This is a genomic window from Cupriavidus sp. 96C5-1 (assembly GCF_057798855.1).
In genome coordinates, this window is sequence record NZ_JBYOJU010000069.1 from 1 (window position 1) to 14,880 (window position 14,880).

General features: G+C 61.6%; 15 protein-coding genes. 5 read left to right on the plus strand and 10 right to left on the minus strand.

The features are described 5' to 3' along the window. The first annotated feature begins 27 nt into the window (after positions 1-27). The gene (locus AC3FOF_RS41500) at positions 28-372 is read left to right on the plus strand and encodes a hypothetical protein (RefSeq protein ID WP_488727302.1); all 345 of its coding nucleotides are present in this window, start codon (positions 28-30) and stop codon (positions 370-372) included. Positions 373-794: 422 nt separating this feature from the next. Here the strand turns inward: AC3FOF_RS41500 and AC3FOF_RS41505 are convergent, their stop codons facing one another. The 5 genes from AC3FOF_RS41505 to AC3FOF_RS41525 form a co-directional block, all read right to left on the minus strand. After that, the gene (locus tag AC3FOF_RS41505) at positions 795-1,865 is read right to left on the minus strand and encodes a T6SS immunity protein Tli4 family protein (RefSeq protein WP_488729965.1); all 1,071 of its coding nucleotides are present in this window, start codon (positions 1,863-1,865) and stop codon (positions 795-797) included. A gap of 100 nt (positions 1,866-1,965) precedes the next feature. Continuing rightward, a complete protein-coding gene (locus AC3FOF_RS41510; protein WP_488729966.1) occupies positions 1,966-2,313 on the minus strand; it encodes a hypothetical protein in 348 nt (115 codons plus the stop codon). A 550-nt stretch (positions 2,314-2,863) separates the two neighbouring features. Further along, positions 2,864-4,072, minus strand: coding sequence for a benzoate/H(+) symporter BenE family transporter (locus tag AC3FOF_RS41515; protein WP_017228088.1), 1,209 nt, complete (start codon positions 4,070-4,072; stop codon positions 2,864-2,866). Positions 4,073-4,247: 175 nt separating this feature from the next. Then, entirely contained in the window at positions 4,248-4,598 is a 351-nt protein-coding gene (locus AC3FOF_RS41520; protein WP_488729967.1) for a hypothetical protein, read from the minus strand. Between the two features lie 895 nt (positions 4,599-5,493). Further along, complete coding sequence (locus AC3FOF_RS41525; RefSeq protein WP_488729968.1) at positions 5,494-6,189, minus strand: hypothetical protein; 696 nt, start codon at positions 6,187-6,189, stop codon at positions 5,494-5,496. Between the two features lie 374 nt (positions 6,190-6,563). On the opposite strand from AC3FOF_RS41525, the gene AC3FOF_RS41530 reads away from it, so the two are divergent. Both AC3FOF_RS41530 and AC3FOF_RS41535 read left to right on the plus strand, forming a co-directional pair. Next, on the plus strand, positions 6,564-6,827 hold the full coding sequence (locus AC3FOF_RS41530; RefSeq protein ID WP_488729989.1) for a DUF5990 family protein: 264 nt from the start codon (positions 6,564-6,566) through the stop codon (positions 6,825-6,827). A 12-nt stretch (positions 6,828-6,839) separates the two neighbouring features. Continuing rightward, positions 6,840-7,703, plus strand: coding sequence for a GNAT family N-acetyltransferase (locus AC3FOF_RS41535; RefSeq protein WP_488729969.1), 864 nt, complete (start codon positions 6,840-6,842; stop codon positions 7,701-7,703). 93 nt (positions 7,704-7,796) lie between these two features. Here AC3FOF_RS41535 and pdxR read toward each other — a convergent pair whose 3' ends face one another. The 5 genes from pdxR to AC3FOF_RS41560 all read right to left on the minus strand — a co-directional run bounded on the left by pdxR (position 7,797) and on the right by AC3FOF_RS41560 (position 11,957). Continuing rightward, on the minus strand, positions 7,797-9,302 hold the full coding sequence (gene pdxR / locus AC3FOF_RS41540) for a MocR-like pyridoxine biosynthesis transcription factor PdxR (protein WP_488729970.1): 1,506 nt from the start codon (positions 9,300-9,302) through the stop codon (positions 7,797-7,799). 197 nt (positions 9,303-9,499) lie between these two features. Then, positions 9,500-9,958 (minus strand): GNAT family N-acetyltransferase, encoded by a 459-nt coding sequence (locus AC3FOF_RS41545; RefSeq protein WP_488729971.1) that lies wholly within the window; start codon positions 9,956-9,958, stop codon positions 9,500-9,502. 170 nt (positions 9,959-10,128) lie between these two features. Continuing rightward, positions 10,129-10,527 (minus strand): type II toxin-antitoxin system VapC family toxin, encoded by a 399-nt coding sequence (locus tag AC3FOF_RS41550; protein ID WP_488729972.1) that lies wholly within the window; start codon positions 10,525-10,527, stop codon positions 10,129-10,131. Positions 10,528-10,535: 8 nt separating this feature from the next. Further along, the gene (locus tag AC3FOF_RS41555) at positions 10,536-10,787 is read right to left on the minus strand and encodes an antitoxin (protein ID WP_017228084.1); all 252 of its coding nucleotides are present in this window, start codon (positions 10,785-10,787) and stop codon (positions 10,536-10,538) included. A gap of 468 nt (positions 10,788-11,255) precedes the next feature. Further along, positions 11,256-11,957, minus strand: coding sequence for a GntR family transcriptional regulator (locus AC3FOF_RS41560; RefSeq protein WP_017228083.1), 702 nt, complete (start codon positions 11,955-11,957; stop codon positions 11,256-11,258). A gap of 332 nt (positions 11,958-12,289) precedes the next feature. Here AC3FOF_RS41560 and araD point away from each other — a divergent pair, with 332 nt between their 5' ends. Together araD and AC3FOF_RS41570 are read left to right on the plus strand one after the other, a co-directional pair. After that, positions 12,290-14,029 carry an L-arabinonate dehydratase gene (gene araD / locus AC3FOF_RS41565; protein WP_488729973.1) on the plus strand — a complete coding sequence of 580 codons (1,740 nt, stop codon included), beginning with the start codon at positions 12,290-12,292 and terminating at the stop codon, positions 14,027-14,029. A 36-nt stretch (positions 14,030-14,065) separates the two neighbouring features. Further along, a complete protein-coding gene (locus AC3FOF_RS41570) occupies positions 14,066-14,794 on the plus strand; it encodes a ribonuclease activity regulator RraA (protein ID WP_017228081.1) in 729 nt (242 codons plus the stop codon). Positions 14,795-14,880: the final 86 nt, after the last annotated feature.

Genomic DNA, 14,880 nt, shown 5'->3' on the forward strand with positions numbered 1-14,880 from the left:
TGGATCGTCACGGTGTAGGGCTCGCCCATGCGCTCGACGGCTTCGAACGACACCACCGACAACCCGGCGGCGCTGGCGCTGCTGGGCACCTCGACGAAATACGACTGCTGCCCGGTGAGCCTCTTGCGCGACGCACCGCCGTATTCGTTCCGCTCATCAATCCAATCCGCTATTGCCTATCGCTCCATTGTCAGCGCGACAGAGGCTGTGCCTGCCGCAAAGGGAGGCGTATCGCTCGACGACATGCCCGCTCGCGCTGCACCTTACCCGCATTCGCGGGCGCTGAGAACGGTTGAAAGTCGCATTTTCCAAGCTCATGCAAATAAAGAATTTTCCGCACTCAAAAGGAGAAATTTCTCGAATACAGCCTGAGGGACCGCGTGTTATTTTTTATGATTTACCATCGCTCGAACGCTGCGCCGATTGATTTCAAGCCAAGGCGCGAAGATCCCGGTGGAGATCACACTCTGCGGCGGCAGTTCCGAGCTGCCAGTAGATCGGGATCACCGCGCCATGGAGGACTTCAAGGCCGAGGGGGCTGAACGCATCTGATTAGACGGAAGTCGAAGCCCCGCCTCGACTACTACCCCGGCACCCTGACTATTCGGTCAAGGTGGCATTGCCGCCGGCGCTCTGACAGATATCAAAAGTAGAGGCAAGATTGATTCGCGGTCCAGCCAGTCGTCAGCCAGCATCAATCCCCGCGACGAGTCCGAGCGCGCCGCCAGATCACAGTCCAGTCCTGACAGACCGAGTAAATCCAGACGTTGCCGCGACTGCATAGGCACCATTCGTTAAAACCCATTCTGCCGCGGACGCAAGGTTCGCGAGACCACGTCCCAGAGAGAAACGGCTTCGCCGTCGGCTAACGAGGCCGGCCTAACCGCAGAATGATCATCCAACACGTTGTTGTGAGATCCAGTATTCAATTCCAGTGCGACCAGTGGGGTCTGCGCGCCTCCGGTCAGCGAGTTCGCCTCCAACATCAGATGGTGACCTGGCACACCTCGATTCGTCCTTCCTGCCATCAGCCATTCTTCTGCCTGTAGCCCGGGTAAGTCCACTGACCCCTTGCGAATCGTTCGTCCATCTCTTTCCTTGAGTGCTGCGTTGATGCCGTCGCCACGTTGCAAGAGGATGGTGGACTCCCGAATATCGGAGTCCGTAGTCAGGGTAAAGCTCACATCGAGATTGTCATGCAGCACGAACTGAGCCAAAATGTTTTCCCTGGCACCTGCCTTTCCCGGCAGGAACCCACCAACAAAGCAGGCTCCTGGCTCGGATGGAATCTCACTTTCCGGGCGGCCACGCACGCGCTTCAGCAAATCGAACATGAGGCCGAGCAGTGCGGGAACGTTGTTCTTGACGGTCATTTTCTGAACAAGCGAGTCCTTGGTTTGATCCGGGCTGGTGAAATCCCACCCCTTCATTTGCATCTTGATCTGGAAGCCCCGATCCCACTTGTAAGCTTCGATAACGCGTCTACTTGGGTTGGCAAGTGCATCGCCCCGATGAATGAAAAATCGCGTAGCCGCGCCCGATACCTCCCCGTTCGCATACAGGAACGGGTAAGCATCGACACTCCTGATGCCTTTCAGCTCCGCCTCGCGCGAGGCGACCTCCCGCTGAAACTGATCCTCTGTCATTGCCACAGCCTCAATGGGAACCCGGTCCACCGTGATGCCGCCAAACGCAAAAACATCCACCGGCATATCAATCAGGTAGCGTCCCACACAGCGCGGACCGAGATTGGCTGTCAGTTCGTTCACTGTATTGTTCTCCTCTTTCGTTAATGCCTTGGGTGGATTACAGGCTGTCGGGAACAGCGCTAGACATGCGATTGCCAACGTGGTTCTTTGCTTCATGTCTTGTATGCCATTGAGGCCTTCGCGACGCCGGAGGCAATGATGGTAGTTCCGCGACCGCGGGGCGCGACAGTGCGCTGGCTGTGCCGAACGAGCTTGCCTACGCAGATGTATCGACAAACTGGACGGACTGAAGAGTCGCCCCCATATCTCGAAGCAATTGCGACACTCCGCGCGTCACTCGCCCGTCGGCGGGATCGATGACGAAGGTGGCGTCCTTGTTGAGATAATCCGCGCGGTCGAGTTCCAGCGGGTGCGTCAGCTGGATCGTCACGGTGTAGGGCTCGCCCATGCGCTCGACGGCTTCGAACGACACCACCGACAGCCCGGCGGCGCTGGCGCTGCTGGGCACATAGACGAAATACGACTGCTGCCCGGTGAGGCTCTTGCGCGACGCACCGCCGGACGCACCGCCGTATTCGTTCCGCTCATCAATACAATCCGCCATTGTCTATCGCTCCATTGTCAGCGCGGCAGAGGCTGCGCCTGCCGCAAAGGGAGGCGCATCGCTCGACGACATGCCTGCACGCGCTGCACATTACCCGCATTCGCGGGCGCTGAGAACGGTTGAAAGTCGCATTTCCCAAGCTCATGCAAATAAAGAATTTTCTGCATTCAAAAGCAGAAATTTCTCGAATACAGCCTGAGGGAGCGCGTGTTAATTTTTATGATTTACCATCACTCGAACACTGCGCTGATTGATTTCAATTCAAGGCGCCAAGCTCGCAGTGGAGAGCACACTCTGCGGCGGCAGGTCCGAGCTGCCAGTGAATCGGGATCACCGTGCGACGGACGCCTTCAAGGCCGAGGGGGCTGGAAGGATGCCGAATCTGGCCGCGCCGATGGCAGCCAATTCATGCATGGCGGTCAAGCGCGCCGAGCCGCTGCCTGGCTGGGTGAACCACCTTGCTGTTTCGCGCCTGAACGCGACGCAGGCCACGGCTCCCTGCCCACAGATGCGCGACAGCAGCGCGAAGCCGTGGCGTGAAAACCTGCTTTCACTTGGCCACGGCCGCTTCGATCAGGGTCTTGCGGCCACCGTGGATCAGCAGATGCGCCACCAGGCCTGCCACGAGCCCCCAGAACGCGCCGCCCACGCCCAGCAAGGTCACGTTGGCTGCCGTTGCCAGGAAGGTAATCAGCGCCGTCTCGCGTGTGCGGGCATCGGCCATGGCATTGGCCAGGCTGCCGCCGATGGCGCCGAGCAAGGCCAGCCCCGCCAGGGTCGTGATGAAGGTGCGCGGCAGCACCATGAACAAGGTGGCCAGCGTGACGCCGAAGATACCGACCGTGACGTAGAGGATGCCGCACACCAGTCCGGCGAGGTAGCGTTTGGACGGATCCTGGTGTGCGTCCTTGCCGGTGCAGATCGCCGCGGTGATGGCCGCCACATTGAAGGCGTGCGCGCCGAACGGGGCCATGATGAGCGAGCCGAGCCCGGTCACCGCGAGAATCGGGTTGGCGCTGGTCTTGAAGCCGTCGTTGCGCAGCACCAGCATGCCGGGCATGTACTGTCCGGTCAGCGTGATGACGAACAGGGGTAGCGCCACGCCCAGCAGGGAGCCTACGGAGAATTGCGGCATTTCAAAAACGGGGGCGGCCAGGCTCAGGTGAATGCGCTGCACGTCGATCCTGTCCTGCGCAATGAGCATGGCCATGCCGATGACCAGGATTCCTACCACGGCGAAGCGCGAGGTGAAGCGGCGCAGCGCGGCGTAGGACACCACCAGCACGACGACCAGCAGCGGATCGGCGCTTGCGCCGCCGAACGCATTCACGCCGAACTGCAAGAGGATGCCGGCAAGCAATCCAGCGGCAATGCCGCCGGGAATCAACCGCACCAGGCGCTCGAAGGCGCCGGACATGCCGAGCAGGATGAAGCCGATAGCCGAGATGACGTAAGCCCCGATCACTTCGCCATAGGGTGTGTACGGCATGACCGTTGCCAGGAAGGCGACGCCGGGCGTGGACCAGGCTGTGATGATCGGTTCGCGATAGCGGTAGCTCAGCCAGGCTCCGGTCAAGCCGACGCCGATGCTCACCGACCAGACCCAGGAGGCTGTTTGCGCCGGGCTGAGCCGGGCAAGCTGGGCGGCCTGGAAAACCAGGACGAAGGTGCCGCCGTAGTTGACGATGACCGAAATCAGTGCGGCGATTGCCGGTGCCGCGAAGTCGGCGAGCCGTAGTCTTGCTGTTGATCTGTTCACGCGGGCCGGTCCTTCCTGATGGGGTTGCGGTTTCAGGGAGGAAAGCGCTGCCCTCCCCTGATCTCGAAGAGAGGTAGCTTAGCCTTCATCCGGACTGCTTCATCAGTCCAGTTTTTGGGAGAAGACCAGACCGCATTGGCCGTGTGGTCCGATGCGTCCGTCCACCATCGAACAACTACGCAGCAAACGGCTGCGCAATGGCTTTGGCCAGACGCCGGGTGGCGGTATCGATCTCGTGGGGAGTGAGCGCGGCAAATCCGAGCAACCAGCCGCCGGCGGCGGGGGGCCTGGCATAGAGACGGCTGAGTCCGGGTAGCTGGATGCCGGCCCGTGCCGCTTGCCTGATGGTGTCCTGCTCTGACCAGCCCTCGGCCAGCAGGCAGGGCATCTGCAATCCGCCCGGGGGCAAGTGGGCCGTCACGATGCCGGACAGGTGCCGCTGAACGGCATGGGCCATCGCTTCACGCCGCACCGCATAGATTTTTCGCATGGAGCGGACGTGGGTACCGAAATGGCCGGCATCCATGAAGCGCGGCAAACGACCTGCGTTCTCGGCTATTCGAAGGCCTCTTCAGCGAAGTACTTTTGGCGCATCTCAACGCTGGGAAGCCCTTCACGCTGACGGTCTTGGGATCCACGCTTGCGGAGCATGTCCCGCAACGCTTTGCTGATGCCGGGCCAGACTGGAAGGACCGGTGGTTGTGGCCATGGGAGAACGAGTTGCGGCCCGCCATCTTTTCCGCTTTGGAGCGCTTCTTTTTGGATGGCGGCTTCGAGCAAAGGGGGGGTTGATATCGGAACCCTGTTGGACGCTCTCACGGCTGCCGGCGTACACATCGCCGGTCAGAATACGCTGGTGCATGAACTCACCTACGCAGGCGACTGGCGTGATCACTTCGTCGCCTTCGCCCGCTGCGGCCGGCGCATGGGCGTTCGCTTCCTCGTTACTGAGAACTGCGACTCGCAGGCAGTCCGGCATGCGCTCCGCAATTCCGGATTCACCGTAGAGTAGTACACTGAGTTCGTGTGCCAGCTTGCGTAGATTCGAGCACCGGTGCGGCCAGGCCCCCTCAGCGAAGCGGGAACGCCGAGGCGATCTGAGATGGGTAGCGCCGTCCCAGACGCGGTGGGAATCCCCATCCTTCCCGCTCCCAGCGCAGCTGGCTATCGGCCGAGGGGGGGAGCATGTCAAGCAAGACTACGCCCGAGCACCGAGGACTGTCGACCGTCGTCTCAAGCTAGTCGACCGCACCGACGGCTATCTCGCTCTATCGGCGCTGGAGCGAGCAATACCGCTCGCCGAGCCTCAATTGCTGCGCTTTGCAGAGCCATGAAGTCCTTCCCTAGGCGCCGTTACCAAACGTGCTCGGAATCGATGATAGCTTAGCTAGAGTCTCGGGGTTCAATGACATATTATTTATTTATCCAGGTTTTCTTGGTAAGTCACGAGTTACACCAAAAATTGACGCGCACCCGCTTGGGGAAATCTGGAACCCAAATACCGCGGGATTATGTTCGTGAATTTTGTAGCCTAGACCGTGCTCAATTCCAACAGGGTCTTTTGCATACTCGTACTGCACGTGAGTTGGAATTGCCGGAATCGTTTTTCCAAACACACGAACAATTTCGGACTCGGAGATGCATACTTGCGTGCTATCGAGGCGGATTTTAAAAGTTATGGCACGACTCGCAGTCTCATCCGTTGACCCGATAATTCCGTAATCCCCGCCTGAAATCAATCCATTCTTTCCTCGGAAGTCATTTCGCATTCTGATTTTCGGGTCGGTGATATTGATTTCATCAATTGGCTCCCTAGTTGCGAGACTGAAACGTGCGACCAGTCGCGAGAAATCGGTGAGATCGCCACCTTCCGCAACGAACGACTGAATCTCGCGCCAAAGCTTGGTCGCCTCTGGAGCCATGATTAGTTCTTCGACAACCGAATCTTGGCCTCTCACCTGAATGACTCGCTCCGGCGCTATCGGAAGACTCTCCGTCGCTAATGCGATTTTAGGCACGCCCGAAAGAAATGCGAGTGCCAGTGAAATCCCTTTTCCGATTTCGATCGCAGTATGTCGCGCCGGCTTACTTCCGGGGCGTATCCAGCCATGGTTCATCTACTCACCAGTATTCGTTGAATTATGCTTACAGCTCTCACTGGGAGCGCATTAGCCGTCGGCCAATCCCATTAGGCTGCCACGCTAGACCATGAGAACTAATAGCTCGATATCTATCGAAATATCCATCAGGCATGGTTTGGCGGCAAATCGAAAGCAAACTGAAAGCATCACACCTTTCGCGAAGCGTAGCATGGAGCACTTGAAAAGAAAATATACATCCACGACGCCTCATAGATGTACTATACAAGATACATTAAAGGCGGCCATCCGGCATTTTGATTGGAAGTTGACGGCTCCTGTTGTAACCCAACTTATTATTCAACCCCACAAAGGGAGTAGTTTGTGACACTGTGTTCGGCCACTGCTTTCAAGTGCGTGATCCAGGTGCGCGACAAGGGGCCGGCAATATCGATTTCGCTGGTCCCTTCGTTCACGGCAAGCCTGCAGCGCGTTTTGTGTACCTGAGCTGGAAGCGTACTGCCGCGTCCATCGCGCCATGGTGGCAGCGGGTCAAGGTACCTCTTGCCTTTAAGGTAGCCGAACTCGGGACGGCGACGGCGATCCAGGCAGACATTACCGGCCGCCGGCCGCACGCCACTGAGCCGGTTGTCTGGACTGTCACTGGACTCTGCTGAACGAAGACGCTAGTGCGACCCTTGCAAACTGCCAGGCTGCAGTTGCATGCGTTATGTCTGGACGATGCGCCAGCCTTGTTCGCGCTGTTCCACGATGCCGAAGCGATGCCGTATTGGCACACGCTCCCGCACCAGACAATGGAGGAAACGCGGGCGGCTATCGAATCCATGCTGCGCCCGCCGCAAGCATGCTGGTGGACCGTGCGTGCGAACGCGTCGCAGGAGACGATCGGTTTCCTGGGTTTTCTCGGCTTCGGTACGATCCCGGGCTTTGGTTACGCCATCCATGCCGCACACCGGTCCCGGGGATACGCGAAGGAAGCGGCGCGTGCGGCGCTGGACTTCGGATTTCTGGAGTTGAACCTTGACCGCGTCGAACTGTGGATCCATGAGGCCAACATGTCGTCCCGACGGGTCGCGGAGTCGCTCGGGTTCGCGCGGCGAGGCTGTTTCCGCCAGATCTATCCGCGAGAGCGCCAATCGCGCGAAACGCTGGTGTACGGGAGCACGCGTTCGCAGTGGCTCGACCGCAATTCGCAGGAGAACGATCGGGTGCCAACTCACCAAGACAGCGTGCCGCTGTTCTATGGGGTCGAACCGGTACTGGAGGTAGCTGACGTCGCCTCCGCCGTGCAGTTCTACCGCGAGCAACTTGGCTTCTCAGTCGAGTTCATGTTTGGTGACCCGGTCTCGCATGCCGGGATGTTCCGGGGCGAGTGGTCCACTCAGAGGCTGCGGCTGCAACTGACACAGCGCGAGCAGGCATCTGGTGCGCCTTCCGGTTCGCTGTACCTCGTGGTCGCTCCGCGATTGGACATGCTCTATGAGGAGTACCGGCGCAAGAACGTGCCGATCTCTCGAAGAGAGGTAGCTTAGCCTTCATCCGGACTGCTTCATCAGTCCAGTTTTTGGGAGAAGACCAGACCGCATTGGCCACGCGGTCCGATGCGTCCGTCCACCATCGAACAACTACGCGGCGAACGGCCGCGCAATGGCTTTGGCCAGACGCCGGGTGGCGGTATCGATCTCGTGGGGAGTGAGCGCGGCAAATCCGAGCAACCAGCCGCCGGCGGCGGGGGGCCTGGCATAGAGACGGCTGAGTCCGGGTAGCTGGATGCCTGCCCGTGCCGCTTGCCTGATGGTGTCCTGCTCTGACCAGCCCTCGGCCAGCAGGCAGGGCATCTGCAATCCGCCCGGGGGCAAGTGGGCCGTCACGATGCCGGACAGGTGCCGCAGAACGGCATGGGCCATCGCTTCACGCCGCACCGCATAGATTTTTCGCATGGAGCGGACGTGGGCACCGAAATGGCCGGCATCCATGAAGCGCGCCAATGTCAACTGGGCGATCTGCGGGGTGTGACCGTCCAGGATGCTTCTGGCATAGGTCATTGGTTTGACCAGTTCATGCGGCAGCACCATGTAGCCCATGCGCAAACCGGGGTACAGGGACTTGCTGAATGTGCCCAGGTAGATTGTCCTCTGAAACGTATCCAGCCCTTGCACGCAAGCGGTCGGCAAGCCTTCGTAGTGAAACTGGCTGTCGTAGTCGTCTTCGATGATCCAGCCCTGCCGCTCGGCCGCCCAGGCCGTCAGCTCGAGGCGACGCTCCAACGCGAGCGTGGCACCCGTGGGGTACTGATGCGAGGGGGTGACGTAGATGGTATTGGCGCCGCTCCTGTCCGCGCGCAGGCGATCCGTGCGCAGCCCCTTTTCGTCCACGGGGATCGGCACGATCTTGAGTTGCGCCATCTCAAACGCCTTGCGCGCACCGAAATAGCCAGGGTCCTCCATGAGGATGGGCTGGTTGGCATCGGCCAGCACCTGGGCGCACAGGAAGAGCGCCTGACGGGTGCTGGTCAGCACCAGCACCTGATCTGCCGTCACCCTGGCACCGCGCTCCAGATTGAGATAGTCCGCGATGGCCTGGCGCAGCGGCTCGGCGCCTTGCGGGTCGCCGTGCAGAAGGACGCTGGAGCGGCAGTCCTTGAAGGCCTGGCGCTGCAGCCGCTCCCAGGTTTCCACGGGAAACGTGCGGGTTTCGGGCAGTCCCGTGGCGAAGGCCTTGACCACCTGCTGATCCGACACGCCGCCGTTGGCAAGGATATCCGCGCCTCTTCCACTGAGCGCCGCGGGTTGGGCGGCCTTCGGGCGCAGCGCTGCGGACAGGCTGCCATGTCTCTTGCGCGTCCCCAGCAAGCCCGCTCCAAGCTTGTCCGAGACGAAGCTGCCGGAGCCTTCGCGCCGGCAGATATAGCCGTCCAGCTGCAATTGGACGTAGGCCATCTCCACGGTATCCCGCGACACGCTCAATGATTGCGAGAGTGTGCGGGTTGCAGGCAGGCGGCAGCCGGGCGCGAGGACGCCATTCAGTATCAGTTGACGCAGCGCGCGTTGCACGCGGACACGCAGTTCCAGCGAGGCCAGCTTCGGATCGGCAATGTGGATCTTGAGCGTTTCCAGCTCGATGCTGAGCATGATGCGGCCTGCCAATATTTGGTAAATCCATCGATGGAGCGGTGAATTCTGCCTGAATCGACCGGACTCCACTAGACAGGCCTGCCCCGTACCGTCACCGCGCGGCAGCCTCTCGCGCTTTGCCGATGCAGTGTCCGGGCATGATCCCGGACACGACCTTGACCAGCAACGCCGAATTGCCCGCGCGGCCGGAGGTGCTATAAAGTCATGCGATATTCAATAAAACCGGAATCCTGAGCAACCCAGTTGTATAGCTTTTGAGCACGTTTATTGGTTGCGTGCGTATGCCAATACAATCGCGCGCATTGGCGTTGTCGCGCGAAGTTTTGCACCCATTCGATCAGCAATTTTCCCGTGCCTGCACCGCGAATCGTCGGCGCGACATAGAGATCCTCGAGGTAGCAGTAATCGGCCACTGACCATGTGGAGCGATGCAGCACCGAATTGACCAGGCCAATAATCTGCTTGTCCTTGACGGCAACGGAAGAATAAACAGGTTCATCTGGATCGAGGAACCGGTTGAACGTCGACCTCGTGGTGCTTTCCTCCAGATTCACTTCGTAGAAATTCTGATAGGCCAGCCAAAGCTGCAGCCATTGCTCATAGTCGCTGCCTTGAACTTCTCGTACTATCACCGAACTCTGATCGTTGTCCATTGCGCTCTTCCATACCAGGATTGAAGATCGATAGCTTAGCCCTCATCTGGACTGCTTCATCAGTCCAATTTTCAGGAGAGGACCAGACCGCATTGGCGGTGCAGCCTGCGGGATGCCGGATGATTACGCCAGGCAGGTTCGGATTCTTCAAGGGGCATCGGCTTCATTGTTCAGTTCCCCGTCGGCATCGACCAGTCTTCGACTGGCAAGCCCGGCACACGGGCGAACGCTTGATCATTCGTCACAAGCACGGCGCCGACATCCAGCGCGTGCCCGGCAATCAGCATGTCCAATGCCCCCATCGGCTGCCCTTTTCCTTCCAGCAAGGCGCGCGCTTGCCCGTAGCCAGGCATGGCTGACGGAGCCCAGGGCAAGACCTCGACGCGCGCCATCAGTTCGTTGACGGCACGAGCCAGCCGAACGGCCTCGGGCCGCCGGGCCAAGCCGTACATCAGCTCGGCACCGGTAATGGCCGACATGCACAACGCGCTCATGGGCGCGCTGGTCACGCGAGCCACCACCACTGGATTGGCCCGCAGCAGGTGACTCACGATGTTGGTGTCGAGCATGTATCGCGTCATTCCAAGCCTGCCAACGGGTCGCGTGTCTGGATGCCTTGCTCACGCTCGGCCAGAAAGTCCGGCGGCACAGCCTCGCCCTGGATCGCGACCAGGAAGCTGTCCCAGTTTTCCGGCTTGCGGGAGAGGATTACATCTCCAGTCACGGGATCTCGACGCACGTACACCTCGCGTTCGGCAAAGCGGAATTCCTGCGGCAAGCGCACAGCCTGGCTGCGGCCGGTAGTAAAGACTTTGGCGGTCACTGGCATAGCGGACTCCTTTGATATATATCAAAATATATATCAAAGCTTGGTATCCATCAAGATAGATACCAAGATCGACCACCGAAGGCAGGGGTCAAGCGGCACGCGCCACCCATCGCGAGCATGCACGCCAAACCTTGTCTGGCGTGACCCCGCTGAACGTTTCATCGCACAAGCGGGGCTGGCAAAAATCTTGACAATGCAAGCGAAGTTGTGCATCGCCGCCCTTTTTATGGGTCCTGTTATCCACAATTACTGTGGATAACAGGACCCTTGCGCCCCGCAAACCGGCTTGCTGCAGCCAATCCCCTCGGAGTGCCTATTGTTTCAGCAACTTAACACATGTATTGCGGATCCATGGCGGCTATAGCGTGGTATGCGCCGGCTACATCACCCACGTGATCAACGCGACGCCGCCGCCGGGTGCCGCAGGAAGCGCGGCGCGGCAGCCGAAGGCCGAGGGCGGAGGGGATGTCAGTGCAGGTAGTTTTCGAAGCGGGCGCGGATCTCGTCGAGGTTGGCCAGGGTGCCCGAGAGATGCCGGCGCAGGCAGGCCTGCGCCGCGTCGGCATCGCCCCGGGCGATGGCGTCGACGATGGCGGTGTGATCGGCGATGACCGCGTTCGCCTTGCCCGGGATCGGCAGGTGCAGGCGGCGCAGGCGGTCCAGGTGGCCGCTCTGGCGGCGCACCAGCAGCCACAGGTCCGGCACGCCGGCGGCGTCGTACATCTGGCGGTGAAAAGCCTGGTCGAACAGGGAGAGCTCCGCGAAATCCCGGGCTGCGAGCAGGGCCTGCTGCCGCGCCACGCTCAGGCGCAGGCGCTCCACCAGGGCCGCATCCGGCGCTTGCGCCAGCGTGCGGACGATCTCCACTTCCACCGAGCGCCGCAGGAAATGCGCCTGCTGGGCCAGCGCGATGCTGATGGGACTGACCACCGTGGCGTGCTGCGGGAAGATGTCGACCAGGCCTTCCTCGCTCAAGCGCATCAGCGCGTCGCGCACCGGCGTCTGGCTGATGCCGTACTGCGCGGCCAGGTCGGTACGCGACAGCACCGTGCCGGGCGTCAGCGTCATCGAGATGATCATGTCCCGCATATGCTCGAAGACCTGCGGCGCGGCATGCCGGGTGCGGTCGAACTGAAACTGGATCCGCGGAGGGGACAAGGTGGCTTCCATTGGGCCTTGGGGTCTTTCGTTGTCGCCGGTCGTGTGGCGTGAATGCATTGAATGCGTGGAATGCGTGGACTACCCGGTTGCGCATGCCTTATACCAGACACCAGACACGGCCGCGCAACCTCCGGCAGCCTGCCGGCTGCGGCGTGAACGGCCGTGGACTCCGCGCCACAGCCACGCATGCAGGCATTTTAGTGGAAACTTTTACGGTTTGACACACTAATATATTAGTGCTTTAATTCCGTTCACGATATCGGTTGTCGTACATCTAGACCCAGACGAAACCGACGCCGGCACCGGCGCCTGGCCCGATAACAACATCTATGGAAGAGACAATGACGTCCCGAAAGAAGACGCCCGAAACGCTGCGCAGCGCGCGCTGGTTTGCCCCTGACGACCTGCGCTCTTCCGGGCACCGCTCGCGCATCATGCAGATGGGCTACTCGCCCGACGAGTGGCTGGACCGCCCGATCATCGCGATCATCAATACGTGGTCCGACATCAACCCCTGCCACTCCCACTTCAAGCAGCGCGTGGACGACGTCAAGCGCGGCATCCTGCAGGCCGGCGGCTTCCCCATCGAGCTCCCTGCCATCTCGCTGTCGGAAAGCGCGGTCAAGCCGACCACCATGCTGTACCGGAACATGCTGGCGATGGAAGCCGAGGAACTGATCCGCTCCCACCCCATCGACGGCGCGGTGCTGATGGGCGGCTGCGACAAGACCACGCCCGGCCTGCTGATGGGGGCGTCCAGCGCGGGCGTGCCGGCCATCTATGTGCCGGCGGGCCCGATGCTGCGCGGCAACTGGAAGGGCAATGTGCTGGGCTCCGGGTCCGACGCCTGGAAGTTCTGGGACGAGCGCCGCGCCGGCAATATCAGCAAGACCGAGTGGATCGGCATCGAGGGCGGCATCGCCCGCAGCCACGGCACCTGCATGACGATGGGCACCGCCAGCACCATGACGGCCATTGCCGAGGCCATCGGCATGACGCTGCCGGGCGCCTCGTCCATTCCCGCGGCTGACGCCAACCATATCCGCATGTGCTCCGAGGCCGGACGCCGCATCGTCGGCATGGTGTGGGAGGACCTGACCCCGCAGCAGATCCAGACGCGCGCCTCGTTCGAGAACGCCATTGCCGTGGCGATGGCGATGGGCTGCTCCACCAACGCCATCATCCACGTGATCGCCATGGCGCGCCGTGCCGGCCACGACATCGGGCTGGCGGATTTCGACGCGGCCAGCCGCCGGGTGCCGGTGATCGCCAATATCCGGCCCAGCGGCGACAAGTACCTGATGGAGGATTTTTTCTACGCCGGCGGGCTGCCGGCGCTGATGAACCGCATCAGCGACAAGCTGCACCTCGATACCCTGACCGTCACCGGCCACACGCTGGGCGAGAACATCGCCGGCGCCGAGGTCTACAACGACGACGTGATCCGCACCACGGAGAACGCGCTCTACCAGGAGGGCGCGCTGGCCGTGCTCAAGGGCAATATCGCGCCGGACGGCTGCGTGATCAAGCCGAGCGCCTGCGAGAAACGGTTCTTCAGGCACACCGGCCCGGCGCTGGTGTTCGACGACTATCCGTCGATGAAGGAAGCGGTGGAGCGCGATGACCTCGACGTAACCGCCGACCACATCCTGATCCTGCGCAATGCCGGCCCGCAAGGCGGCCCGGGCATGCCCGAATGGGGCATGCTGCCCATTCCCAAGAAGCTGGTGAAGCAAGGCGTGCGGGACATGCTGCGCATGTCCGACGCGCGCATGAGCGGCACCAGCTACGGCGCCTGCATCCTGCACGTTTCGCCCGAGGCCTATATCGGCGGCCCGTTCGCGCTGGTGCGCACCGGCGACATGATCTCCGTCGACATCGACCGCCGTAGCATCCACCTGGAAGTGTCCGACCAGGAGCTGGCGCGCCGCCAGGCGGAGTGGACGCCGCCGCCGCCGCGCTTCGAGCGTGGCTATGGCTGGATGTTCTCCAAGCACATCCGGCAAGCCAATGACGGCTGCGACTTCGACTTCCTGCAAACCGACTTCGGCGCGCCCACCGGCGAGCCCAGCATCTACTGATCACCCGATCATTCGAATTCCTACCGCGGACCCGCCATGACCCAAGCCAGCCAGCTCAGCCAGCAGACCATCGACCAGCTCAAGACCGTCAGCACCGCCACCCTGTGCACCGCGCTGTTCAAGCGCGGCCTGCGCAACCAGTTTATCCAGGACGTGCATCCGCTCGACCCGGAGCGCGGCAATATGGTCGGCGAGGCTTTCACGCTGCGCTATATCCCGGCGCGCGAAGACCTGAACCCGATCACGGTGTTCCAGGACCCGAACCATCCGCAACGCCAGGCGGTGGAGCAATGCCCGCCGGGCGCGGTGCTGGTGATCGACAGCCGCAAGGACGCGCGCGCGGCGTCCGCCGGCTCGATCCTGATCACGCGCCTGATGCAGCGCGGCGCGGCCGGCGTGGTCACCGACGGCGGCTTCCGCGACTCGCCGGAGATTGCCCGCCTCGCCATGCCGGCCTATCACCATCGCCCTTCCGCGCCCACCAACCTGACGCTGCACCAGGCGATCGAGATCAACGGGCCGATCGGCTGCGGCGATGTCGCGGTGTTTCCGGGCGACGTGATGGTGGGCGATGCGGAAGGCGTGATCGTCGTTCCGCGCCACCTTGCCGAGGAGATCGCGGCGGAAGCGGTGGAAATGACCGCCTTCGAGGACTTCGTCACCGAGGAGGTCATGAAAGGCCGCTCCATCATCGGCCTGTACCCGCCGACGCAGGAGCAAAGCCGGCAGGACTTTGCCGCGTGGCGCGAGGCCAAGGGCCGCTAGGCAGCAGCCAGGCAGCTGTGTGGCGGGCGCAAGCGCCCACGACGCCCACGGCAGAAACAACGGGCACGACAGACACACAAGACCGC